The sequence below is a fragment of the Aeromonas sp. 2692-1 genome (genome assembly GCF_013085505.1).
Classification (GTDB): Bacteria; Pseudomonadota; Gammaproteobacteria; order Enterobacterales; family Aeromonadaceae; genus Aeromonas; species Aeromonas hydrophila.
In genome coordinates this window covers 1,050,001-1,074,308 of sequence record NZ_CP038513.1, presented here as the reverse complement: position 1 = coordinate 1,074,308, position 24,308 = coordinate 1,050,001, and the positions used below count along the sequence as shown (strand labels likewise).

Annotated in this window: 16 protein-coding genes, 1 tRNA gene and 3 rRNA genes (1 of these 20 running past the window's edge); 7 read left to right on the top strand and 13 right to left on the bottom strand. The window is 61.3% G+C overall.

Annotated features, from left to right (window positions below; translation table 11 throughout):
• Nucleotides 1-386 precede the first annotated feature (386 nt).
• The 4 genes from E5E97_RS05245 (at nucleotide 387) to E5E97_RS05230 (ending at nucleotide 5,215) form a co-directional block, all read left to right on the top strand.
• Nucleotides 387-1,385 carry a BMP family protein gene (locus tag E5E97_RS05245; RefSeq protein ID WP_024944638.1) on the top strand — a complete coding sequence of 333 codons (999 nt, stop codon included), beginning with the start codon at nucleotides 387-389 and terminating at the stop codon, nucleotides 1,383-1,385.
• An 83-nt stretch (nucleotides 1,386-1,468) separates the two neighbouring features.
• Nucleotides 1,469-3,049 (top strand): ABC transporter ATP-binding protein, encoded by a 1,581-nt coding sequence (locus tag E5E97_RS05240; RefSeq protein WP_024944637.1) that lies wholly within the window; start codon nucleotides 1,469-1,471, stop codon nucleotides 3,047-3,049.
• Between the two features lie 82 nt (nucleotides 3,050-3,131).
• Entirely contained in the window at nucleotides 3,132-4,247 is a 1,116-nt protein-coding gene (locus E5E97_RS05235; RefSeq protein WP_005307647.1) for an ABC transporter permease, read from the top strand.
• A 2-nt stretch (nucleotides 4,248-4,249) separates the two neighbouring features.
• On the top strand, nucleotides 4,250-5,215 hold the full coding sequence (locus tag E5E97_RS05230) for an ABC transporter permease (RefSeq protein ID WP_016349044.1): 966 nt from the start codon (nucleotides 4,250-4,252) through the stop codon (nucleotides 5,213-5,215).
• Nucleotides 5,216-5,274: 59 nt separating this feature from the next.
• On the opposite strand, the gene E5E97_RS05225 is transcribed toward E5E97_RS05230, so the two are convergent.
• The gene (locus tag E5E97_RS05225; protein ID WP_005307641.1) at nucleotides 5,275-6,180 is read right to left on the bottom strand and encodes a LysR substrate-binding domain-containing protein; all 906 of its coding nucleotides are present in this window, start codon (nucleotides 6,178-6,180) and stop codon (nucleotides 5,275-5,277) included.
• A gap of 119 nt (nucleotides 6,181-6,299) precedes the next feature.
• Here E5E97_RS05225 and E5E97_RS05220 point away from each other — a divergent pair, with 119 nt between their 5' ends.
• Nucleotides 6,300-7,427, top strand: a complete 1,128-nt coding sequence (locus E5E97_RS05220; RefSeq protein ID WP_005307638.1) for an S-(hydroxymethyl)glutathione dehydrogenase/class III alcohol dehydrogenase — start codon at nucleotides 6,300-6,302, stop codon at nucleotides 7,425-7,427.
• Between the two features lie 49 nt (nucleotides 7,428-7,476).
• The gene (fghA, locus tag E5E97_RS05215; RefSeq protein WP_011704224.1) at nucleotides 7,477-8,313 is read left to right on the top strand and encodes an S-formylglutathione hydrolase; all 837 of its coding nucleotides are present in this window, start codon (nucleotides 7,477-7,479) and stop codon (nucleotides 8,311-8,313) included.
• 51 nt (nucleotides 8,314-8,364) lie between these two features.
• Here the strand turns inward: fghA and E5E97_RS05210 are convergent, their stop codons facing one another.
• On the bottom strand, nucleotides 8,365-9,087 hold the full coding sequence (locus tag E5E97_RS05210; RefSeq protein ID WP_171279952.1) for a head GIN domain-containing protein: 723 nt from the start codon (nucleotides 9,085-9,087) through the stop codon (nucleotides 8,365-8,367).
• 364 nt (nucleotides 9,088-9,451) lie between these two features.
• On the opposite strand from E5E97_RS05210, the gene ovoA reads away from it, so the two are divergent.
• Nucleotides 9,452-11,602: a 5-histidylcysteine sulfoxide synthase gene (gene ovoA / locus E5E97_RS05205; protein ID WP_171279951.1), complete on the top strand. Its 2,151-nt coding sequence runs from the start codon at nucleotides 9,452-9,454 to the stop codon at nucleotides 11,600-11,602.
• 57 nt (nucleotides 11,603-11,659) lie between these two features.
• Here ovoA and E5E97_RS05200 read toward each other — a convergent pair whose 3' ends face one another.
• The 11 genes from E5E97_RS05200 to E5E97_RS05150 all read right to left on the bottom strand — a co-directional run.
• On the bottom strand, nucleotides 11,660-12,631 hold the full coding sequence (locus E5E97_RS05200; RefSeq protein WP_171279950.1) for a bile acid:sodium symporter family protein: 972 nt from the start codon (nucleotides 12,629-12,631) through the stop codon (nucleotides 11,660-11,662).
• 210 nt (nucleotides 12,632-12,841) lie between these two features.
• Nucleotides 12,842-14,278 carry an amino acid permease gene (locus E5E97_RS05195; protein ID WP_171279949.1) on the bottom strand — a complete coding sequence of 479 codons (1,437 nt, stop codon included), beginning with the start codon at nucleotides 14,276-14,278 and terminating at the stop codon, nucleotides 12,842-12,844.
• Nucleotides 14,279-14,444: 166 nt separating this feature from the next.
• On the bottom strand, nucleotides 14,445-14,783 hold the full coding sequence (locus E5E97_RS05190) for a tRNA-binding protein (RefSeq protein ID WP_052815653.1): 339 nt from the start codon (nucleotides 14,781-14,783) through the stop codon (nucleotides 14,445-14,447).
• Between the two features lie 76 nt (nucleotides 14,784-14,859).
• Entirely contained in the window at nucleotides 14,860-16,305 is a 1,446-nt protein-coding gene (locus E5E97_RS05185) for an amino acid permease (RefSeq protein ID WP_171279948.1), read from the bottom strand.
• Between the two features lie 103 nt (nucleotides 16,306-16,408).
• Nucleotides 16,409-16,864, bottom strand: a complete 456-nt coding sequence (locus tag E5E97_RS05180) for a beta-galactosidase subunit beta (protein ID WP_171279947.1) — start codon at nucleotides 16,862-16,864, stop codon at nucleotides 16,409-16,411.
• Nucleotides 16,861-19,935: a beta-galactosidase subunit alpha gene (ebgA, locus tag E5E97_RS05175; RefSeq protein WP_171279946.1), complete on the bottom strand. Its 3,075-nt coding sequence runs from the start codon at nucleotides 19,933-19,935 to the stop codon at nucleotides 16,861-16,863. The genes E5E97_RS05180 and ebgA overlap by 4 nt, the downstream gene beginning before the upstream one ends.
• Nucleotides 19,936-20,256: 321 nt before the next feature.
• Complete coding sequence (ebgR, locus tag E5E97_RS05170; protein WP_017410539.1) at nucleotides 20,257-21,222, bottom strand: transcriptional regulator EbgR; 966 nt, start codon at nucleotides 21,220-21,222, stop codon at nucleotides 20,257-20,259.
• A gap of 154 nt (nucleotides 21,223-21,376) precedes the next feature.
• A 5S ribosomal RNA gene (gene rrf / locus E5E97_RS05165) occupies nucleotides 21,377-21,491 on the bottom strand.
• A gap of 23 nt (nucleotides 21,492-21,514) precedes the next feature.
• A tRNA-Thr gene (locus tag E5E97_RS05160) sits at nucleotides 21,515-21,590 on the bottom strand.
• A 107-nt stretch (nucleotides 21,591-21,697) separates the two neighbouring features.
• Nucleotides 21,698-21,812 (bottom strand): 5S ribosomal RNA (gene rrf / locus E5E97_RS05155).
• 78 nt (nucleotides 21,813-21,890) lie between these two features.
• Nucleotides 21,891-24,308: ribosomal RNA gene (locus E5E97_RS05150) — 23S ribosomal RNA — on the bottom strand (it continues 471 nt past the right edge of the window).

Genomic DNA, 24,308 nt, shown 5'->3' with positions numbered 1-24,308 from the left:
CGCCACAGACCAAATCGGCTTGTCGGTGATCGCTGCAAGCCGGTTTATTGCCACCGAGGATGACGCGTTCCAACCGAGAAAAATCCATCAGCTGGCACCATTGGAAGCCACTTTTTGTACAATTTGAAGAAAACGCTTGCCTATAACCTTATGAATATAAACAGAAATGTCATTTGGAGCTAATTATTCACAGAATTTAAATCTGAAAACAGGCATCAAAACAACCACTTATAAAGCGATTTGCTTATATTTCAAACCGTTAACGCAAACGTTTTTCCTTTATGATCTCCTTGACCCACACCGTGGCTCACTTACAGTTAGCCAGCGTGCTTTATGGCCTGCCCCGGCAGGTTGTGGACCCTCACATAACAATCAAGGATACGATCGTGACTAAAGTGCTCAAGCTGGCCACCGTTGCCGCCCTCACTCTCGCTGCCCTTTCTGCCCAGGCAGCCTCCCAGCCCGCCGTCATCTACGACACCGCAGGCAAATTCGACAAATCGTTCAACGAAGCCGTGTTCCGCAATGGCGTCGAAGTCTACAACAAGGACAAAGGCGTCAAGGTCAAGGAGTTCGAACCCCAGAACGAAGCCCAGCGTGAGCAGGGTCTGCGTCGTCTGGCCAGCCGTGGCAATGGCCCGATCGTTGCTGTCGGCTTCAACATGGGTTCCGCGGTCGAGAAAGTAGCGACCGAGTTCCCGAAAACCCAGTTCACCATCATCGACATGGTGGTCGACAAGCCGAACGTCCAGTCCGTCATCTTCAAGGAGCATGAAGGTTCCTTCCTGGTGGGCGCCCTGGCTGCCATCGCCTCCAAGACCGGCAAGGTCGGCTTCGTGGGCGGCATGGACATCCCGCTGATCCGCAAGTTCGAGTGCGGCTACGAGCAGGGTGCCAAGTACGTCAATCCGAAGATCGAAGTGTTCCAGAACATGACTGGCTCCACCCCGGCGGCGTTTGCTGACCCGGCCAAGGGTGCTGAACTGGCCAAGTCCCAGTTCGCCAAGGGCGCCGACGTGGTCTATGCCGCCGCCGGCGGTACCGGCATCGGTGTTTACCAGGCCGCCAAGGACGAAGGCAAGCTGGCCATCGGCGTGGATTCCAACCAGAACCACCTGCAACCGGGCACCATGCTGACCTCCATGGTCAAGTCGGTTGGCCTGGCCGCCTACCAGACCTGGGATGACGCCGCCAAGGGCACCTGGAAACCGGGTATCAAGAACCTGGGCCTGGCCGAGGGTGGTGTGGATTGGGCACTCGACAAAGACAACGAGAAGCTGATCACCCCCGAGATGAAAGCCAAGGTGGACGCCATCAAGGCCGAAATCATCTCCGGCAAGGTCAAGGTGCACGACTACATGAGCGACAGCACCTGCAAATACTGAGTAACCGCTACTACTCTCAACCCAACGACCGGCCCGCACGGGCCGGTTTTTAGTCTCTTTTCATGACCCGCAAGGACTGCATCATGGACCAGACAGATCGCTATGCCATCGAATTAAGGGGTATCGATAAGCGGTTTGGCGAAGTGTACGCCAACAAGCAGATCGACCTTAAGGTTCGTAAAGGCAGCATTCACGGTATCGTCGGCGAAAATGGCGCCGGCAAGTCGACCCTGATGAGCATCATCTACGGTTTCTACCACGCCGACAAAGGCGAGATGTTCATCGACGGCAACCCGTTCAAACCCCATGGCTCACAAGATGCGATTGCCGCAGGCGTGGGCATGGTGCACCAGCACTTCATGCTGGTGAACAACTTCACGGTTTTGGAAAACGTCATTCTCGGCGCGGAAAACGGCTGGCACCTGGGCAAGAGCCTGGCGGCGGCCGAAAAGCTGCTGGGCGAGCTGGCACGGGACTATGGTCTCGAAGTGCCGCTGCACGAGAAGGTCGAGGATCTGCCGGTAGGCCTGCAACAGCGGGTCGAGATCCTCAAGGCGCTCTATCGCGGCGCCCGCATCCTGATCCTGGACGAGCCGACCGGGGTACTGACCCCGCAAGAGGCGGATCACCTGTTCGAGGTGCTCAAGAAACTGCGCGATCAGGGTGCCACCATCATCCTCATCACCCACAAGCTGCGCGAGATCCTGGCCATCACCGATCAGGTCTCCATCATGCGCCGGGGTGAAATGGTGGCCCACGTCGCCACCAAGGATACCGACAAGGAGCAGCTGGCCGAACTGATGGTGGGCCGCAAGGTGCGCCTCAAGGTCGACAAGGGGCCGACCCAGCCGGGCGACGCCAAGCTCAAGGTCGATGGCCTCAGCTATGTGGACGACGCCAAGGTGGAGCGGGTCAAATCCGTCAGCTTCGAGGTGCGGGCCGGTGAAGTGGTCGGCATCGCCGGCGTCTCCGGCAACGGCCAGTCCGAGCTGCTCAGCCTGCTCGGCGGCATCCTCAAGCCCAGCAAGGGCAGCTTCACCATCACCGGCGGCGGTCAGGCCCACGAGGTGAGCGTGAGCCACCCGGCCGACCCGGAGCGGGTACGCAACTTCGGTCTCGGCCACGTGCCGGAAGACAGACACAAGATGGGGCTGATCAACCGCTTCGAGGCGAAAGAGGCCTTCATCCTCGGCTATCACCGCCGCCCCCAGTACAACAAGGGCTGGCTGCAAAACAAAGAGGCGATCCTGCAGGATTGCCAGGCCAAGATGGACAAGTGGGACGTGCGCCCGCCCCATCCCGAGCACAAGACCGCCAACTTCTCCGGCGGCAACCAGCAGAAGCTGGTGATCGCCCGGGAAGTGGAGCAGGACCCGGATGTGCTGCTGATCGGCCAGCCGACCCGTGGGGTCGACATCGGCGCCATCGAGTACATCCACCAGCAGATCATTGCCATGCGCGACAAGGGCAAGGCCGTGTTGCTGGTGTCGGTGGAGCTGGACGAGATCATGAGCCTCTCTGACCGCATCCTGGTCATCGCCGACGGTCGCATCGTCGGTGAGCTGGATGCCGCCAAGGCGGATGAACGCACTATCGGTCTGATGATGGCGAACATAGTTCCTGACGAGGTGGCGGCAAGCCAATCACAAGGAGCCACATCATGAAGCTCACAGCCACTTGTAACGGATTCGGCCTGCTGATGGTCAACCCCCCCGTCTCCGACCAGACTGCCAAGGAGGCTCGCCCATGAGCCAAGCACGTATCCCTGCCTGGATCTCCGTGGGCGTACTGCCCGCGGTCAACATCCTGCTGGCCTTCCTGGTGTCGGCCATCCTGTTCTACTACCTCGACATCAACCCGGTCGATGCCGCCGAGATCATGTGGTACGGCGCCTTCGGCACCGGTGAAGGGGTCGGTTTCACCCTCTACTACGCGACCGGCTTCATCTTTACCGGTCTGTCGGTGGCGGTGGCCTTCCACGCCGGCCTGTTCAACATCGGTGGCGAGGGGCAGGCCTATATTGGCGGCCTCGGCGTCGGTCTGGTCTGTCTGCTGCTGGGTGACTCCCTGCCGTTCGCCCTGCTGCTGCCGCTGGCCATCATCGCCGGCGGCCTGTTCGGTGCGGCCTGGGCCTTCATCCCGGCCTGGCTGCAAGCCAAGCGCGGCAGCCACATCGTCATCACCACCATCATGTTCAACTTCATCGCCGCCTCCCTGATGGCCTACCTGCTGGTCGAGGTGTTCAAGCCGGCGGGCTCCATGGCCACCGAGAGCAAGGTGTTTGCCGAGGCGAGCTGGCTGCCGAAGATGAGCGAACTGGCGGGAGCATTCGGCATGGAGATGTCGAACAGCCCGCTCAACATCAGCTTCTTCTGGGCACTGCTCTGCGCAGCCCTGGTGTGGGTCTTCATCTGGCATACCCGCTGGGGCTACGAGATCCGCTCGGTCGGCGCCAGCCAGAGTGCGTCCGCCTATGCCGGCATCTCCTATCCCAAGGTGGTGATCCTGGCCATGGTGATCTCCGGCATGCTGTCGGGCTTCTTCGCCCTCAACGTGCTGCAGGGTGAACTGCACCAGATCAAGCTCAACTTCGTGGAAGGCTTTGGCTTCACCGGCATCGCGGTGGCACTGATGGGGCGCAACCACCCGGTCGGCGTCATCATCGCCAGCCTGCTGTTCGGCTTCCTCTATCAGGGTGGCGCCGAGCTGAGCTTCGAGTTCGGGGTGGACCGCAACATAGTGGTGGTGTTGCAGGGTCTGGTGATCCTGTTCTGTGGCGCCCTTGAGCACATGATGCGTCCGCGCATCGAGCAGCTCTATCTGGCGTTTGCCAACCGCTCTGCGCAAGTCAAGGGGGCCTGATCATGTTCGAAATTCTGATCCTGATGCTGGATGCCACCATCCGCACCGCGCCGCCACTCATTCTGGCGGCCATGGCCGGCATGTTCTGCGAGCGCTCCGGGGTGGTCAACATCGCCCTGGAGGGCAAGCTGCTGGCGGCGGCGTTCGCCAGCGCGGCGGCGGCAGCCGTCTCCGGCTCTGCCTGGATTGGGCTGGGTGCCGGGGTGGGTGTCTCCATCCTGTTCGCCCTGATGCACGGCTTTGCCACCATCACCCACCGCGGTGATCAGGTGGTGAGCGGCATGGCCATCAACATCCTGGCGGCCGGCCTGACCGTCACCCTGGGCCGTTACTGGTTCGATCAGGGCGGCCAGACCCCGGCACTGTCCGGCGCGGCACGCTTCGCCCCCATCGACCTGCCCTATGCCAAGGAGCTGTATGACGTGCCTGTCATCGGCCAGCTCTACAGCGAGCTGCTGAGCGGCCACTCCCTGCTGGAGTACGTGGCGTTCGCCGCCGTACCGCTGGCCTGGTGGGTGCTGTTCCGTACCCGCTTCGGCCTGCGCCTGCGGGCGGTGGGCGAGGCCCCGGCAGCGGTCGACACCGCCGGTATCTCGGTGGTGCGCATGCGCTACACCGCGCTCATCATCGGCGGCCTGCTGGCCGGCATCGGCGGCACCTACCTGGCGGTGGCCCAGACTGCCCAGTTCATCCCCAACATGAGCGCGGGCAAGGGCTTCATGGCGCTGGCGGCGCTGGTGTTCGGCAAGTGGCGCCCCTGGAACGCCATGGCGGCCTGCCTGCTGTTCGGCTTCCTCGATGCAGTCGCCATCCGGCTGCAAGGGGTCAGCATCGGCGGTTTCCCGATCCCGGTACAGGCCATCGAGGCGCTGCCCTACATCCTGACCGTGTTCCTGCTGGCCGGCTTCATCGGCAAGGCGGTGGCACCCAAGGCGCTCGGTACCCCCTACGTCAAGGAACGGGAATAGCCCCGCCCTTCATGCCATGCAAAAGGCCCGCACATGCGGGCCTTTTTTATTGAGCGAAGTCAACCGACGGGGCGCACCAGCGCGGGCTGATGGGGATCGCTCAGCCGCTCCGCCAGATAGTCCACCAGCAGCCGCACCTTGGGAGAGAGATGGCGGTTGTGGGGATAGAGGGCCCAGATCCCCTCCGCCGGCGCCCGCAGCTCCGGCAGCAGCTCGATAAGCTCGCCTTGGGCCAGGTGGTCGCTCACGTAGTAGTCCGGCAGCTGGATGATGCCGATCCCCTTGAGCGCCGCATCCAGCAGGGCGTGGCCGCTGTTGCAGTGCAGCAGACCGTGCACCCGCACGCTGTGGGGACGGCCATCCAGGGTGAAGTGCCACTCGTCGCTGTTGCCCACCAGACAGGTGTGGCGGGTGAGCTCGGAGAGGCTGTTGGGCATGCCGTGGCGGGCGGTGTAGGCGGGAGAGGCGCACACATAGGGCACCCGCTGCGCCAGCTTGCGTGCCACCAGGCTGGAGTCCTTGAGGTGGCCGAGCCGCAGCGCCAGATCGTAGCCCTCGTGCACCAGATCCAGCAGCTGGTTGGTGAGGTTGAGGGTCACCTCCAGCTGGGGAAAGCGCACCATGAAGTCGTTCACCAGCGGGGCGATGCGGCTCTCGCCGTAGGAGACCGGGGCCGTGATGCGCAGGGTGCCCTGCGGCACCGCCTGATGACGCCCCACCGCCAGCTCCGCCTCGTAGAGGTTGTCCAGCAGCTGGCGGCAGTGGCGATAGTAGATCTCGCCGAGCTCGGTGAGCCGCACCTGACGGGTGGTGCGCAGCAGCAGCTTGGCCTGCAGCCGATCCTCCAGCTGCGCCACCTGCCGGCTGACTTGCGCCACCGACACCCCCAGCTTGCGCGCCGCCGGGGTAAAGCCCCCCTGCTCCGCCACGCTGACAAATTCACAGATCCCTTCCCAGCCGAACATTATTACCTGTCTGTAAAAGTGATTTCAGATTTCGCCTTATTATCACCAAATAAGCGGGAAACTACACTGGATGTCCGAACCCATTCTCCTCACCCTGCTCAACAATAAGGACATCCGTCATGGCACAGGTTCAAAGCATCAAGTGTAAGGCCGCCATCGCCTGGGGCCCGGGCCAGCCCCTCTCCATCGAAGAAGTCGAGGTCATGCCGCCCCAGGCGGGCGAAGTGCGGGTACGCATCGTCGCCACCGGCGTCTGCCACACCGATGCCTTCACCCTCTCCGGTGAAGATCCGGAAGGGGTCTTCCCCTGCATCCTCGGTCACGAGGGGGGCGGCATCGTCGAATCCGTCGGCGAGGGCGTCACCAGCGTCAAGGTGGGCGATCACGTGATCCCGCTCTACACCCCCGAGTGCGGCGAGTGCAAGTTCTGCAAATCCGGCAAGACCAACCTGTGCCAGAAGATCCGCGCCACCCAGGGCAAGGGGCTGATGCCGGACGGCACCACCCGATTCTCCAAGGATGGCCAACCCATCTATCACTACATGGGCACCTCCACCTTCAGCGAATACACGGTACTGCCCGAGATCTCCATCGCCAAGGTGGACCCGGCCGCCCCGCTGGAAGAGGTCTGTCTGCTCGGCTGCGGCGTCACCACCGGCATCGGCGCCGTGATGAACACCGCCAAGGTGAAAGAGGGTGAGAGCGTCGCCATCTTCGGGCTGGGCGGCATCGGCCTCTCCGCGGTGATCGGCGCTCGTCTGGCCAAGGCCGGCCGCATCATCGCCATCGACATCAACGAGAGCAAGTTCGAACTGGCCCGCAAGCTGGGCGCCACCGACTGCATCAACCCGAACGACTACGACAAGCCCATCCAGGAGGTGATCGTCGAGCTCACCGACGGCGGCGTCGACTTCTCGTTCGAGTGCATCGGCAACGTCAAGGTGATGCGCGCGGCGCTGGAGTGCTGCCACAAGGGTTGGGGCGAGTCGGTCATCATCGGTGTGGCCGGTGCCGGCCAGGAGATCAGCACCCGTCCGTTCCAGCTGGTCACCGGCCGGGTCTGGCGCGGCAGCGCCTTCGGCGGCGTTCGCGGTCGCAGCGAGCTGCCGAGCTACGTGCAGCGCTACATGCAGGGTGAGTTCAAGCTGGACGACTTCATCACCCACACCATGGGGCTTGAGCAGATCAACGAGGCGTTCGATCTGATGCACGAAGGCAAGAGCATCCGCAGCGTCATCCACTACTGAGCATGATCACCCCGCCCGCCACCGTGGGCGGGGTGCAGGAGTTCCCCCGATGAATCTGGACATAATCAGCAGCAACAAGAGCTTCGGCGGCTGGCACAAGCGCTACAGCCACGCCTCCGAGGTGCTGGGTTGCGAGATGCGCTTCGCCATCTATCTGCCGCCCCAGGCCCTCACCGGCCAGAAGGTGCCCGTGCTCTACTGGCTCTCCGGCCTCACCTGCACCGATGAAAACTTCATGCAGAAGGCGGGCGCCCAGCGCATCGCCGCCGAGCTCGGCATCGCCCTGGTGGCGCCGGACACCAGCCCGCGCGGCGAAGACGTCGCGGACGACCCCGGTTACGATCTCGGCATGGGCGCCGGCTTCTACGTCAACGCCACCCAGCACCCCTGGCGCGATCACTACCAGATGTATGACTACGTCACCCGCGAGCTGCCCGAGCTCATCGAGACCCACTTCCCGGTCTCGACGAAGCGCGCCATCAGCGGCCACTCCATGGGTGGCCACGGGGCGCTCATCGCCGCCCTGCGCGAGCCCGGTCGCTACCGTTCGGTGTCGGCCTTCAGCCCCATCAGCCACCCGAGCCGCTGCCCCTGGGGCCAGAAGGCACTCGGCGCCTACCTCGGCAACAACCCCTTGCTGTGGCAGGAGTGGGACGCCTGCCAGCTGCTGCGCCACCACCCGGTGACGCCGCTGCCGACTCTGGTGGATGTGGGGCTGGACGATCCCTTCCTGGCCGAACAGCTGCACATCGATGCCCTCGCCGATGCGGCCGCCGGCAAGGAGTGGCCGCTGGAGCTCAACCGCCACGCCGGGTACGATCACAGCTACTACTTCGTGGCGAGCTTCATCGAGGCGCACCTGCGCTTTCACGCCCGCCACCTCTGATCGAAACAGGCCCGTAACGGGCCTGTTTTTTTCTGCTCGGTGGACAAAAATTCAGCTGCCCTGCCGGCTCACCTCGCCGGAGCCGGCTATCTCGCTCTGCAGCACGGGATCGCCCCAGTAGCTGACCGAGCCCGAGCCGGCGATGCCGACCTTGAGTCGCTCCAGGGCCCTGACCTCTACGTCGCCGCTGCCGGCGATATTGACCTCCACCTCGCGCCCCTTCAGCTCGGCCCCCAGCACATCCCCCGAGCCGGCGATGTTGAGCTCGACCGCCCTGGCCGTGCTGTTCCCCAGATCCAGGCTGCCGGCTCCCGCGATGTTGCCCTCCAGCCGATCCAGTTCGAGCCCGTCGGCGACGATGTCACCGACCCCGGCCACCGACAGCACCAGCGCCTCCCCCTTGAAGCCGCGCAGCTCGCCGTTGGCGACCCCTGCCAGCGCCAGCTCATGGAGCGCGGGCAGGGTGATGGTGATCTCCAGCGGCTCGGTCGGATCGAGCCGGTAGCCGTCCTTCACCTCGATCTCCAGCTTGTCGCCCCGCTCGCTCAGCACCAGGTAGGGCAGCAGGTTCTCCTGCCCACGGATGCGCAGCACGCGCGGCTCGCCGGCCACCAGATGAACGCTGGCAGGCACCCCGGCCAGCACCCGGGTCACCTGCCGGCCCACCCCGTGCTGCTGCTCGATCACGGCCCCCGCCCCGCTCACCCGGGTATCATCTAGCCAGCTGCACCCGCTGAGTCCGACCGCCAGCACCACGCCCATCATCCATTTCATCGCCACTCTCCTCATTGTGTATTGGCCAGTCGTGGCCCCTTGGTCAGCATCCATCGCAAAGCCTGTGCCAGTTAATCAACCGCGTGATTTACAAGAAGATATTCATTTTTACGCTACATGATCACAGCAAATGGAGAGTCATTCAGACCATAATCTGGCGAATCTGACCATCCCCAAACGAGCAGGTGGAGGAGCGATTGGCGAGCCGTTCGCGGGGTCGCTATGCTGACAAGCCGTGGAAGTTTTTGGTTGCCGCGCCGGTCTGTTGAGCCAATAGTGGTACCTTGTGCGTACAAAGCTCTCCATTGCGGTAATGCCATTACCACTGTCTTGTCAGTCTTCACTGCCAACAAGGAGTCAGAGCGTGACCCAAGCCACTCTTCTCTATTCCACCGCCACCGGCCTGCCGGAACCGACCCGTACCCCGCTGCTGACCGGCAGCGATCCCGAACACAAGCGCCGCGAGCTGCTCGCCTACTTCTGCCAGACCTTCGATCTCTACGACTTGCTGTTTGACTGCCTGGCAGACGAGCGGGCCTGGTTTGACAAGGCGATCCCCCTGCGCCACCCCCTCATCTTCTACTACGGCCACACTGCCGCCTTCTTCATCAACAAGCTGCTGGCCGCCCGCCTCATCGAGGGTCGGCTCGACGCCCGCATCGAGGCCATGGTCGCCATCGGGGTTGACGAGATGAGCTGGGACGATCTCGATGAAACCCACTACGACTGGCCCTCCGTCAGCGAGCTGCGTGACTATCGCGGCCGGGTGCGCGCCCTGGTGTGTGATTTCATCGAGCGGATGCCGCTGACCCTGCCCATCGACTGGCAGAGCCCGGCCTGGGTCATATTGATGGGGATAGAGCACGAGCGCATCCACCTCGAGACCTCCAGCGTGCTGATCCGCCAGCTGCCGCTGGCCTGGGTGCGCAGCCAGCCCCAGTGGCCGGTCTGCCCCGAGGCACGCCATCACCGTGACGAGGTGCCCGCCAACACCCTGCTGCCGGTGGCCGGTGGCCGGGTGCGGCTCGGCAAACAGGACGCCACCTACGGCTGGGACAACGAATATGGTGAGCGCCATATCGAACTGGCCCCCTTCCAGGCCAGCCGCATGCTGGTGAGCAACGCAGAATTTTTCGACTTCGTGCAGGCGGGCGGCTACGAGGCCCGCGCCTGGTGGGATGACGAAGGCTGGGGCTGGCGCCAGTATGCCAGGGCCCGCATGCCCACCTTCTGGGTCGGCGACCCCCTCGAACCCGAGCAACTGCAACTACGGCTGATGACCGAGCAGGTCCCTATGCCCTGGGACTGGCCGGTGGAGGTGAACCAGCTGGAGGCCGCCGCCTTCTGTCGCTGGCAGGCGGCCCAGACCGGCCTGCCCATCCAGTTGCCGAGCGAGGCGGAGTGGATGCTGCTGCGCGAACAGCTGGCCGGCGATCAGCCGGACTGGATCGAGGCACCCGGCAACATCAACCTGGCCCGCTTCGCGTCGTCCTGTCCGGTGGATGCCTGCCCGCAGGGCAGCTTCTTCGATCTGGTGGGCAACGTCTGGCAGTGGACCAGCACCGCCATCGACGGCTTCGAGGGGTTCAAGGTGCATCCCCTCTACGACGACTTCTCCACCCCCACCTTCGACGGCAAGCACACCCTCATCAAGGGAGGCAGCTGGATCAGTACCGGCAACGAGACGCTCAAGTCCTCCCGCTACGCCTTCCGCCGCCACTTCTTCCAGCATGCAGGCTTTCGCTATCTGGTCTCCCGCTATCAGGAGCCGGTCGTCGTCAATCCCTACGAGACCGACACGCTCGTCGCTCAGTATCTCGACTTCCAGTACGGGCCGACCCACTTCGGGGTCGCCAACTACGCCCAGACCCTGGCCAGCCTTGCCAGCGAGCTGTGCAGCCGCCATGAGCGGGCGCTCGACATCGGCTGCGCCACCGGCCGTGCCAGCTTCGAACTGGCGCGCCACTTCGCCCACGTGGACGGGGTCGACTACTCGGCCCGCTTCATCGACGTGGCGCTGGCGCTCGCCAGCCAGGACAGCTTCCGCTACGCGGTGCCGGTGGAAGGGGAGCTGGTGGAGTATTGCGAGGCGCGGCTCTCCCGCCATGAGCTCGGCCGCCAGCAGAGCGAGCGGGTCCACTTCAGCCAGGGGGATGCCTGCAACCTCAAGCCCAAATACGGCGACTATGACCTGGTGCTCGCCTCCAACCTGATCGACCGGCTGCGAGAGCCCGCCCGCTTCCTGCGGGACATTGCACCCAGACTGCGCAGCGGCGGCCTGCTGGTGCTCACCAGCCCCTATACCTGGCTGACCGACTACACCCCCAAGGCCAACTGGCTCGGCGGTGTGCGCGAGAACGGCGAGGCCCTCGGCACCTATCAGGCGCTGCAGCGGCTGCTGGCGGCGGAATTCGAGGAGCACATGCCCCCGAGGGACGTCCCCTTCGTCATCCGCGAGACCGCCCGCAAGTACCAGCACACGGTGGCCCAGCTCACCGTTTGGCGCAAACGCTGACGAGGCGGCAAACGAAAGAGGGAGGCCCATGGCCTCCCTCTTCTTTATCCGGACGGCTTACCCCTGCTGAACCTGGGGTACCGCCTCCTGCTCGCGGTAGCGACGAGCCAGCACGGCGCACACCATCAGCTGGATCTGGTGGAAGATCATCAGCGGCAGCACCATGACCCCGACGCTGGCGGCCGGGAACATGACGTTGGCCATCGGCACCCCATTGGCCAGGCTCTTCTTGGATCCGCAGAAGACGATGGTGATCTCGTCCGCCCTGTCGAAGCCGAGGCGACGGCTGATCCAGACGTTCCAGCAGAGCACCAGTGCCAGCAGCACGCAGCTGAGCAGCACGATGCTGACCAGATCGTACCAGCCCACCTGATGCCAGATCCCCTGCACCACCGCCTCGCTGAAGGCCACATAGACCACCAGCAGGATGGAGCTCTGGTCCAGCTTGCCAATGAGCGGCCGGTGGCTGTCGACCCAGCGGCCGATGAGCGGGCGCGACAGATGGCCCACCACGAACGGCAGCATCAGCTGCACCATGATGGCCTGAATGGAGTGCCAGGTATCGACCCCCTCCCCCTGCACATTGATCATCAGCCCCACCAGCACCGGCGAGAGGAAGATGCCGAGGATGCTGGAGGCCGAGGCGCTGCACACCGCCGCCGACACATTGCCGCCGGCCATGGAGGTGAAGGCGATGGCCGACTGCACGGTGGCCGGCAGGGCACAGAGGTAGAGGAAACCGAGGTAGATGGCCGGGCTCAGCCAGTGGGGCACCAGCGGCGTGAGCAGCAGCCCCAGCAGCGGAAACAGCACGAAGGTGCTGGCCATCACCACCAGGTGCAGCCGCCAGTGGCCGAGGCCCGCCAGCAGGTTCTGGCGCGACAGCTTGGCGCCATGCATGAAGAACAAGAGCGCCACTGCCAGCTTGGTCAGCAGACCGAACCAGACGGCCACCTGCCCCTCGCAGGGGAAGAAGGAGGCCAGCGCGACCACCACAATCAGTACAGAGGTAAAGGGATCCAGACGCACGAGCGGTCTCCGGTGAAAGCAGATCCCGTCCCCGCGCGGGGCCGGTGATCGGGACGACAGGAAACACAACAGGAGCTGTGGCACAGCTCCTGTTGAAACGAATCCCCAGCTTACCCCGATAAGCGGGAGGCGCAAAGTTGAGCGACCCCTCTTTGTCTGCCGGAAATTAAGCAAGCCCGGCTGGCCACCGGATCCGGCCAGCCTTGTGCTTCAACTCTGCTTGGCCAGCTTGTCGCCGGCTGTGCCGGTGGCCTGCTTGCGGGCTTGGCGCTTCTCGAAGCGGGAGATCCACCAGTAGGCCAGCGCCGAGAAGACCGCCGTCATGAAGACGTTGATGAAGAAGGCGCGCACCAGATCCACCCCGCTCGGGAAGGCGGAGGCGCTCATGCTCACCACGAAGATGGCGATCAGTACCGACACCACCCCCATCCCGAACTTGCGCGATCCCATGCGAAACTCGCGCGGGGTGTCGTCATGTTTCCAGCGGAACACGAAGTAGGCCACCATGATGAAGATCGGCGGCAACATGGCGGTGCCGGCGGTGAGGTTGATGGCGGTGTTCATCATCTGCTGCACAGATTCCGAGCCGAAGCCGTTGACCACCAGCATCGCGAACACGAAGACAAACTGCCACCAGGCGGCGCGTACCGGCACCCCGTGCTCGTTGAGCTGGGTGGTCTTCTCGCCGTAGACACCCTGCGGGATCTCGGAGAAGTGGATCTTCACCGGCGCCGAGGTCCACATCATCATGGAGCCGAACATGGCGATGAACAGCACCACGCCGACGAAACGGCCCACCAGCGCCTCCGACAGCTGGAAGTACTGGGCCATGCCGGTGAAGATCTCCACCATGCCGCCGGCATAGGTGAGGCTCTCGCGCGGCACGAACACGTTCACCAGCAGGGAACCGACCGCATACATGGCACCGATGACGATGCCGGCGCTGATGATCACCTTGATGAAGGATTTCTGGCCCCCCTTCACGTCATTAAGGTAGGCCGCCGCCGTCTCGGCACCGCCCGCCGCCTGGAAGATCCAGCACATGATGCCCAGCGTCGCCCAGTTGATGGTGGGAGTCATCGCCTCCAGGGTGATGGGCTGGGCCGGCACATGGTCGCCACTCAGGGCCATCAGGGCGCCCAGCACATAGATGGCGAACAGAGCAAACACCCCGTAGGCAACAATCTCGGCAATCTTGCCGAGCCAGCTCGCCCCCTTGGTGGAGATGTGGGTCGCCGCCGCGAACAGCACGATAGAGATGACCGAGGTGACCATGGGGGAGAAGCTGTACTCATAGCCCAGCATGGCGTAGGAGGCGTAGGCGATGACGTTGGGCAGCAGGGAGACGAACCAGAACAGGTTCACGAACCAGTAGAGAAACGAGCCCAGATAGGCCATCCGGGTGCCGAGCGGCTTTTTCAGCCAGTCGTACATCCCCGACTCGGAGTTTTTATTGGCCGAGACGAACTCGGCAATGATGAAAACAAACGGGATGAAGTAGACGATGGTCGCCAGCAGGAAGATGGGGGCGGAGCTAAGCCCCAGCTCGATGTTGTTGTTGACGATGTTGCGCACGTTGAACACGGCGGCAAAGGTCATCGACAACAGGGCAAACTTGCCTATGGTGCCGCGTACGGATTCAGACATGGTGTCCTCCAGTGGACTCGCGCTCCCTGCGGGTAACGCTGTGACTCTGTGATGTGTTTGGCAAGGGTCTGTCGGCCCCGCGCATTACTCTCTTGTTATGATCGGGCCACTTGGTGGCCTCGTTGCTGAACAGGTGCAATCTCACCGCACCGGCTCGCAATCTCAGTCAGACGATCGGGGTGCCCGGCGCCATCGGCACCCGCGGCTGCAGCAGCACGCTCTGGCTCTCGTCCGGGGCCTCGGCGCAGAGCAACATGCACTCGGAACGCTCACCGCGCATCCTGGTGGGCTTGAGGTTGGTCAGTACCACCACCTCGCTGCCCATCAGCTCCTCTTCGCTGTAGTAAGGCACCAGACTGGTGACGGTCTGCAGCGGCCGCTCGCCACCCACGTCGATCTGGACGATGTAGAGTTTGTCGGCACCGGGGTGACGCACCACCTCCAACACCTTGCCCACCTTCATCTCGACCCGTTTGAATTCGGCAAACTCGATCGTCTCGCTCATGCTCTTTTCCTTTTCTGGTTCAACGGTTTGCGGGTGGCCAACGGCCACCCGGTTTGATTGGGAGTCAACGCAGTGCCTATGGCGTCTGCATGGCAACCTGCGCCGTCGGCTGGGCCTCTTTCGCGCGCGCTTCGGCGCTGAGGGAGGCCTCGTATCTGTTGTATTTCCACCAGGCGAAGCCGAGGAAAATCAGGATCCCGCCGACGTTGTAGAAGATGATGGTCATGATGTCGGCGCCGGTCGGGAAGGTGGAGGCGAGGAAGCCCACCGAGAAGATGGCGATCAGCACCGAAACCACGGCGATGCCGGTGGTGCGCGAACCCATCCTGAAATCCCGCGGCAGGTGATCGAGCTTCAGACGCAGATTGAGGTAGGCCAGCATGATGAACAGCGGCGGCAGCATGGAAGCGGCGGCGGTCATGTTGATGACGGTGTTCATCAGATCCTGCGCGGTGTTGGAGCCCAGAGTCGGGATCACCATCAGCGGCAGCACGATGAGGTACTGGATCCAGGCTGCACGGGCGGGCACGCCGTTCTCGTTCAGCTCGACCGTCTTCTTGCCGAAGATGCCGGCCGGGATCTCGGAGAAGAAGATCTTCACCGGGGTCGCGGTCCACATCAGCAGGGAGCCGAACATGGCGGTGAAGGAGACCAGCCCGACGAAGCGGTTCATCAGGATCTCCGGCAAGCCGAAGTAGGCTGCCAGCCCTTCAAACACCTGCACTGAGCCGCCGGTATATTTCAGGGTGTCGCTGTGGACGAACACGTTGATCAACAGCGACGCGATGGAGTAGAGCACCCCGATAAAGATCCCGGCGATGATGATCACCTTGACGAAAGACTTGGAGCCGCCTTTCACGTCATTGACGTAGACCGCCACCGACTCGGCGCCACCGGCTGCCATAAAGATCCAGGTAGTGATGCCGAGGAAGGCCCAGCTGAAATCGGGGACCATGGCCTCTACCGTGATGGGGTCGGCTGGCTGTACGCCGCCCACCAGTGCCGCACCCGCCAGCAGAATGTAGGAGAGGGTCAGCAGCAGCATCAGGGACGAGGTCACAGAGGTGATGGGGCCCAGCATCTTGGCGCCGTTGGTGGAGACGTAGGTGGCAAAGGCGAACAGCACCATGCTCAATGCCGTGGTCGCCACCGGAGTGAGAATGTACTCGTAGCCGAGAAAGGCATAGGAGGCGTAGGCGATGACCCGCGGCAGCAAGGAGGTGAAGAAAAAGAGGTTAACGAACCAATAGGTGTAGGCGGAGATAAAGGCCCAGCGACCGCCGAGGGAGCTCTTCACCCAGGCATACACCCCCGCTTCGGAGTTTTTGTTCAGTGACACGAACTCCGCAATGATCAGGCAGAACGGAATGAAGTAGAAAATGGTGGCCAGAAAGAACATCGGGGCCGAGGCCAGACCGATCTCGATGTTGTTGTTGATGACGTTGTTGAAGCTGAATACCGCCGCGAAGGTGAGCGACAGCAGACCAAACTTGCCTATCGTATTGCGTTTGGAATCAGACATGGTGCATCTCCAGACCTGTAGTTATCTCGGCGAAAGAGCGGGGCATTAGTTGTAGGGTGAGCCCCGCCCTTCCGGCCTTTGTCAGTGCAGAACCAGCGGCTTGTTATTTGTTTTTGAAGTAGCCGCCTTCGACGGTGACCTTGATGATCAGCTTGCGCACCGGCCCGTCGCCGACGAAGCGGTAAGCCTCATCGTTCTCGAAGATCACCACCTGACCGTTGCCGACCTGCTGGCGCTCACGCACCTCGCCTGCCAGCCACTCGCGGTCGGTGGTGTCGTCATAGGCCTGCTCGACCCCCAGCTCCGATTTGGGAGCCCACTCCACCGTCTCTGCCCCTTCCAGGTAGTAGTGGACGTCGAAGTAGCGGCGCTGCCCCTCGAACAGTGAGGTGGCCGGGCTGGCCCCCTCCTGCAAGCGATAGGTGAGGGAGTCGCCGATGGAGTGGCAGATGCCGGGCTTGAGGTTTGGCAGGTTGTTGATAGCCTCCACGCAGCGGCCCCACTTCTTCCCCTCCCGGTAGATGCTTTTGAACAGGGTCAGGTTGTCCAGGGTGATCATGCGAGGTTCCTCCCGCCGTTGATGGTGAGATCGAGCCCGGCCAGCGTAGCCGGATTGAGGTTGCCGCGAGCGATGGGCAGCAGGGTCAGGCCGAAGCTGAACGGCTCGAAGCGCACCCGCCAGGAGTCCAGCACCTCGGAGCCCCAGGAGTTGGAGCCCAGCCCCAGTACCTTGTGATCCAGATTGAGGGTGAGATAACCACTCGGCTCCAGCTCGTTGATGTGCTGCGCCGCGTGGATGTGCTCCCAGCTGTAGGGCCAGACGCTCAGGTTGATGGGGGCATCGGGCCGCACGTAGAGACCGGCGCCGTGGCGGTTGGTCAGGGTCGCCCAGCGCACCTGCTGGCGGTTGCCGTTGTCCTGCGGGAAAGGGTAGTGCTCCCACATCTCGCCGACTGTGCTCTGGAAGCTGTCGATCCAGTTGCTCTGGCGGCTGTCCTGATAGTTCTCGCCCGGCCCCATGCCGTAGTAGTGCACCCGGTCGAGATCCTGACGAATACCCAGCTCGAAGCCGATCTTGGGGATGATGTCGTCATATCCGCCGTAGGGCTGACCGGACAGCGCCACGTGCAGCTGACCGTTCGGGCTCAGGGTGTAGACGTAGCGGCAGCGCATGCCGAAGTCGAACACCGGCGGCGCGATCAGGCTCTCGACCGTTACCTCGACCGCCTCACCCAGCTGACGCCAGCTTAAGGTGCGGAAGTGCTCCTGCATGATCTGCAGGTGGTTCGGATGCCACAGGCTCTCGTACTCCTGCTTGTGGTTGTCGATCATCGGCTTGAAGAAGGTGAGACGCGGCGCCCGCTCGATAAGCTCATTGCCATCCTGCTGCCAGCTCACCAGCTTGCCGTCGAGGCGCGAGAAGCGCAGGGCAAAGCCGCAACCAGTCAGGGTCAGCGCGAGTCGCTCGTCGGCGATCTGCAATGAGGTAGCGTTGGGGTTGGCAAAGGGCAGCAGCTGGCGAGTCGACTCTTTCAGCTGGAACTGGTACTGGCCCAGCTCATGCTCAGCCGCGCTGTAGCGGGTGGCGCTGGCCTTGATGACCCGGATCTGGACGAAGGTTTCCCGCCCATCGAGGGATGGCAGCTCAAGCTGCAACTCGGTAATAGCTCCGGGAGCCACCCCTTCCAGCCGGACTTGCTGGCTGGCCAGCAGCTCGCCCTCGGCCTTCACTTCGACCAGCAGGCGGATATCGTCGAGATTGGAGAACCAGTAACGGTTTTCCAACTCAAGCCGGCCGCTCGCCAGATCCAGCGCCCGCACCTTGACCGGGCAGATCACCTGCTTGTATTCACGCAGGCCCGGCCCCGGGGTCTGATCCGGATAGATGAGGCCATCCATGCAGAAGTTGTAGTTGTTGGGGTAGTCGCCGTAGTCGCCGCCGTATTTGTAAACGGCACGCCCCTGCTCGTCCTGATCCAGAATGCCGTGATCGCACCACTCCCAGATGTAGTGACCCTGAATGTGGGGATGGCGGTCGAACACCTGCTGGTATTCGCTGAGGCCACCCGGACCGTTGCCCATGGCGTGGGCGTATTCGCAGAGGATGCGCGGCTTCTCCATCGGGAACTCGCCGAAGCAGTTCATCTGGGAGACGCGCGAATACATGGTGCTCACCACATCCACCACCTCGGCATCGCGGTCTTCTTCGTAGTGCACCAGCCGGGTCGGGTCGATCGCCTTGCAGCGCCGGTACATGGCCCTGATGTTGCAGCCGTAGCCGGACTCGTTGCCCAGCGACCAGATGATGATGGAGGGGTGGTTCTTCTGGGCGTGCACGTGGCGCTCGATGCGATCCACGAACACCGGCTCCCAGAAGGGGTCGTCGGTGATGCGGCTGAGATCGCCGACGTTGGCAAAACCGTGGGTCTCCACGTCGGTCTCCGCCATCACGAACAGGCCGTACTGGTCGCACAGCTCATAGAAGCGCGGGTCGTTCGGGTAGTGGGCGGTGCGCACCGAGTTGAGGTTGTGCTGCTTCATCAGCACGATGTCGCGTTCAACACGGTCCATGCCGACCGCGCGGCTCTTGAGGTGGTCGTTGTCGTGGCGGTTCACCCCGTGCAGCTTGAGGTAGTGGCCGTTGACGTAGAAGAGGCCATCTTTGACCTTGATTTCACGCACCCCGACCCGCTGCGGGATCACTTCCAGCAGCTCGCCCTGACCGTTGTAGAGGGAGAGTTGCAGCTGGTAGAGGTAAGGGTCTTCAGCGCTCCACAGATGGGGGTTGGCCAGATCCAGCGTGAAGCGGCAATCACACTTGCCGTCGATGGCGAGATGATCGAGCGAGCCGCTGGCGATCTCGCTGCCCTGATCCAGCAGCGACCAGACCAGACGGTGATCACGGGCAGCAGCCCCCAGATTTTCCAGCTGGATATCGCAGCTCAGGGTGGCGCTTTGATTGTCATCGGCCAGCGCGGTGCGAATGAAGAAGTCCTGCACATGGGCGGCCGGTTTGCCCACCAGATAGACGTCACGGAAAATCCCCGCCATCCACCACATGTCCTGATCTTCGATATAGGTGGAGTCAGCCCACTGCATCACCCGCACCGACAGCAGGTTCTCGCCAACCTTGGCGTAGGCACTGATATCGAACTCGGCGGTGAGGCGGCTGCCCTTGCTGAAGCCGACGTAGTGGCCGTTCACATAGACCTCGAAGTAGGTCTCCACCCCGTCAAACTTGATGATCACCTGCTCGCCATCCCAGGCCGGGCTCAGCGTAAAGCTGCGCTGATAGGCGCCGGTGGGGTTGTTGGTCGGCACGAAGGGCACGTCGATGGGAAAGGGAAAACCTTCGTCGGTGTACTGCAGCTGGCCATGCCCTTCCATCTGCCACATGTTGGGCACGGTGATCTGGCCCCACTCGCTCATGGGGCTGTGATAGAAGGCCTCCGGCACCTGCAGGGGGTGCTCGAAGTAGTGGAACTGCCACTGGCCACTAAGGCTCAGAAAACGGCGGCTCAGCTCGCGCTGCATGGTGGCCGCCAGCGCGTGGTCGGCATAAGAGAAGAAGTAGGCACGTGGAGCCAGCCTGTTTTCACCAACGAATTGGACGTTTTCCCAGTTATTCACATGTCCTCCCGGAACAAGGCAACGTTAACTGGGTAAACTTTAGATAAATATTTACTAAATATCAGCTTTTGATCGGTAAAGTTTTAACCTGATCACAATGCACAGATGGTTTTGTGAGCGAGATCAGAAGCGGGAGATAAAGGAGGGAAAGGTATGGAGGAGTGGCATGGATGTTGATGATAGTTGGCTGAACTGGAATAAAATCAACTATAAAACAATATGATATGACGCAATGGAATGATATGGGAAAGAGGTTTGCTTGGGAGAAGTGTCGCACCACCGCAAGATGATGCGACTAAAAATCAGATAATTTTACTAAAATCAGCGCGTAGTGCCACGCAGGGTCAACTTGCTCGGTACCAGCACCCGCAGCGGGATATCCCGCTCGTCGCGAAGCCGTTCAACCAGCAGATTGACCCCCTGGGAGCCCATCAACTCGGAGTGGATCCGCACCGTGGAGAGAGGCGGGAAGGTGAACTTGGCGGTCGGGATATCGTTGACGCTGATCAGCTCGATCTGCTGGGGAATTGCCAGTCCCTTCTCGTGAATGGCACGCAGCACACCAATGGCGATGGAGTCGGAGGCAACGAACAGCGCCCTGGGCCAATCTCCCGCCAGCATCTCTTTGGCCAGCTTGTAGCCGGAGGCGCTGGAGAAATCCCCGCGATAGAGGTCGCTCTCCTGCACCACACCAAGGCGCTGACCATAGTCGAGGAAAGCCAGCTCGCGCAGATCCGGGCCATCATCCTGGCCGCCGATATAGCCGATGCGCTGGTGTCCCTGGGCGATGAAGAAGTCCACTACCTGCTGGCTGATCAGCGCCAGATCCACGTCAATCGAATCAAAGTCCCCCTGAGAACGGCAATCCACGAACACCAGCTGGGCAGAGAGAGAGTGGAGCGCGGCGAGACGCTCTGCAGGCAGATGGCCGATGACCAGGATACCGTCCACGGCGGAGAGATCGCGCCCCTCGGCACCGTTGTAGAAGTGGGTCAGCTCGATGTTGAGACGGGCGCACTGGGTCTCGATGCCATAGCGGATGGCCAGATAATAGGGGTCGTTGACCTCGGTGCTCTGCGGGTAGGCATAGACCGCCAGGAAGTGCAGTTTGCTCTTGTGAACCCCCTTGCGGGCACCGCTGGTCTTGTACTCCAGCCGCTCGGCGATCTCGAAGATCTTCTGCTTGGTCTCTTCCTTGACGCTCAGCGTCGGATCTTCATTGAGCACCCGCGACACGGTAGCCTGGGAAACCCCCGCCTCCAGTGCAATTTCCTTCAACGTGGCCATGCATACTCCTCTGGCAATGACTCCCGACAATACCAGACCAAGAGTAACGGGCAACGTGCTGACATCCCAGCATTTTTACTAAAAGAAACCCATCAGGCCGGCAAAATTCCAATGCAAAAAGGCCTCCCGAATGGGAGGCCTCTTCTAAATAGGTGCCTGACAGTGTCCTACTCTCGCATGGCGAATGCCACACTACCATCGGCGCTACCGCGTTTCACTTCTGAGTTCGGCATGGGATCAGGTGGTTCCACGGCGCTATTGCCGTCAGGCAAAAGCTTTACTACTTCAATAATGGTGCTGATACCCAGAGTCGAACTGGGGACCTCATCCTTACCAAGGATGCGCTCTACCAACTGAGCCATATCAGCACACTAACCGGTAAAGACCGCACTGTGTGCGCTATCTAAATCTTCTGTCCAACACAACCTGACGTTGTATCGCGACCAACCACATCGCTGTGATTGCTTAATTGGGTGCCTGGCAGTGTCCTACTCTCGCATGGCGAATGCCACACTACCATCGGCGCTACCGCGTTTCACTTCTGAGTTCGGCATGGGTTCAGGTGGTTCCACGGCGCTATGGCCGCCAGGCAAATTCTTCAATCTGTGAAAGCTGACGTAAGTAGTTTCGTATTTGTCACAAGGCCAGAAACACTTCTTGGGTGTTGTATGGTTAAGCCTCACGGGTAATTAGTATGGGTTAGCTCAACACGTCGCCGCGCTTACACACCCCACCTATCAACGTTGTGGTCTCCAACGGCCCTTTAGGACCCTCAAGGGGTCAGGGATGACTCATCTCAGGGCTCGCTTCCCGCTTAGATGCTTTCAGCGGTTATCGATTCCGAACTTAGCTACCGGGCAGTGCCACTGGCGTGACAACCCGAACACCAGAGGTTCGTTCACTCCGGTCCTCTCGTACTAGGAGCAACTCCCTTCAATCATCCAACGCCCACGGCAGATAGGGACCGAACTGTCTCACGACGTTCTGAACCCAGCTCGCGTACCACTTTAAATGGCGAACAGCCATACCCTTGGGACCGACTTCAGCCCCAGGATGTGATGAGCCGACATCGAGGTGCCAAACACCGCCGTCGATATGAACTCTTGGGCGGTATCAGCCTGTTATCCCCGGAGTACCTTTTATCCGTTGAGCGATGGCCCTTCCATTCAGAACCACCGGATCACTATGACCTACTTTCGTACCTGCTCGACCTGTCCGTCTCGCAGTTAAGCTGGCTTATGCCATTGCACTAACCTCCTGATGTCCGACCAGGATTAGCCAACCTTCGTGCTCCTCCGTTACTCTTTGGGAGGAGACCGCCCCAGTCAAACTACCCACCAGGCACTGTCCGCGACCCGGATTCACGGGCCTGCGTTAGAACATCAAACATACAAGGGTGGTATTTCAAGGACGGCTCCAGCGCAACTGGCGTCACGCCTTCAAAGCCTCCCACCTATCCTACACATGTAGGTTCAATGTTCAGTGCCAAGCTGTAGTAAAGGTTCACGGGGTCTTTCCGTCTAGCCGCGGGTACACCGCATCTTCACGGCGAATTCGATTTCACTGAGTCTCGGGTGGAGACAGCATGGCCATGGTTACACCATTCGTGCAGGTCGGAACTTACCCGACAAGGAATTTCGCTACCTTAGGACCGTTATAGTTACGGCCGCCGTTTACCGGGGCTTCGATCAAGAGCTTCGCTTGCGCTAACCCCATCAATTAACCTTCCGGCACCGGGCAGGTGTCACACCCTATACGTCCACTTTCGTGTTTGCAGAGTGCTGTGTTTTTGATAAACAGTCCCAGCCATCTGGTCACTGCGACTCCCAACTGCTCCATCCGCAAGGGACTTCACTGTCAAGAGCGAACCTTCTCCCGAAGTTACGGTTCTATTTTGCCTAGTTCCTTCACCCGAGTTCTCTCAAGCGCCTTGGTATTCTCTACCCGACCACCTGTGTCGGTTTGGGGTACGATGACTTGTAATCTGAAGCTTAGAGGCTTTTCCTGGAAGCAGGGCATCAATGGCTTCCACACCGTAGTGTGTTCGTCTCGTGTCTCAGTGTTGTGTCTCCGGATTTGCCTAGAAACACCACCTACGCACTTTCACCAGGACAACCGTCGCCTGGCCCACCTAGCCTTCTCCGTCCCCCCATCGCAATTACAAGTCGTGCAGGAATATTAACCTGCTTCCCATCGACTACGCCTTTCGGCCTCGCCTTAGGGGTCGACTCACCCTGCCCCGATTAACGTTGGACAGGAACCCTTGGTCTTCCGGCGAGGAGGCTTTTCACCCCCTTTATCGTTACTTACGTCAGCATTCGCACTTCTGATATCTCCAGCATACCTCTCGATACACCTTCGCAGACTTACAGAACGCTCCCCTACCACTCACGCTTAGCGTGAATCCGCGGCTTCGGTGCCTGGTTTGAGCCCCGTTACATCTTCCGCGCAGGCCGACTCGACTAGTGAGCTATTACGCTTTCTTTAAATGATGGCTGCTTCTAAGCCAACATCCTAGCTGTCTGAGCCTTCCCACATCGTTTCCCACTTAACCAGAACTTTGGGACCTTAGCCGGCGGTCTGGGTTGTTTCCCTCTTCACGACGGACGTTAGCACCCGCCGTGTGTCTCCCGGATATTACTTACTGGTATTCGGAGTTTGCATGGGGTTGGTAAGTCGGGATGACCCCCTAGCCCAAACAGTGCTCTACCCCCAGTAGTATTCGTCCGAGGCGCTACCTAAATAGCTTTCGGGGAGAACCAGCTATCTCCGAGTTTGATTGGCCTTTCACCCCCAGCCACAGGTCATCCCCTAACTTTGCAACGTTAGTGGGTTCGGTCCTCCAGTTGATGTTACTCAACCTTCAACCTGCCCATGGCTAGATCACCCGGTTTCGGGTCTACACCTTGCAACTAGACGCCCAGTTAAGACTCGGTTTCCCTACGGCTCCCCTATACGGTTAACCTCGCTACAAAATGTAAGTCGCTGACCCATTATACAAAAGGTACGCAGTCACCCCGAAGGGCTCCCACTGCTTGTACGTACACGGTTTCAGGTTCTATTTCACTCCCCTCACAGGGGTTCTT

Excerpts from the sequence above, each read along its gene's own strand:
- E5E97_RS05240 (WP_024944637.1), top strand. The coding sequence starts at position 1,469 with ATGGACCAGACAGATCGCTATGCCATCGAATTAAGGGGTATCGATAAG.
- E5E97_RS05235 (WP_005307647.1), top strand. The coding sequence starts at position 3,132 with ATGAGCCAAGCACGTATCCCTGCCTGGATCTCCGTGGGCGTACTGCCC.
- E5E97_RS05230 (WP_016349044.1), top strand. The coding sequence starts at position 4,250 with ATGTTCGAAATTCTGATCCTGATGCTGGATGCCACCATCCGCACCGCG.
- E5E97_RS05225 (WP_005307641.1), bottom strand. The coding sequence starts at position 6,180 with ATGTTCGGCTGGGAAGGGATCTGTGAATTTGTCAGCGTGGCGGAGCAG.
- E5E97_RS05220 (WP_005307638.1), top strand. The coding sequence starts at position 6,300 with ATGGCACAGGTTCAAAGCATCAAGTGTAAGGCCGCCATCGCCTGGGGC.
- fghA (WP_011704224.1), top strand. The coding sequence starts at position 7,477 with ATGAATCTGGACATAATCAGCAGCAACAAGAGCTTCGGCGGCTGGCAC.
- E5E97_RS05210 (WP_171279952.1), bottom strand. The coding sequence starts at position 9,087 with ATGAAATGGATGATGGGCGTGGTGCTGGCGGTCGGACTCAGCGGGTGC.
- E5E97_RS05195 (WP_171279949.1), bottom strand. The coding sequence starts at position 14,278 with ATGTCTGAATCCGTACGCGGCACCATAGGCAAGTTTGCCCTGTTGTCG.
- E5E97_RS05190 (WP_052815653.1), bottom strand. The coding sequence starts at position 14,783 with ATGAGCGAGACGATCGAGTTTGCCGAATTCAAACGGGTCGAGATGAAG.
- E5E97_RS05185 (WP_171279948.1), bottom strand. The coding sequence starts at position 16,305 with ATGTCTGATTCCAAACGCAATACGATAGGCAAGTTTGGTCTGCTGTCG.
- E5E97_RS05180 (WP_171279947.1), bottom strand. The coding sequence starts at position 16,864 with ATGATCACCCTGGACAACCTGACCCTGTTCAAAAGCATCTACCGGGAG.
- ebgR (WP_017410539.1), bottom strand. The coding sequence starts at position 21,222 with ATGGCCACGTTGAAGGAAATTGCACTGGAGGCGGGGGTTTCCCAGGCT.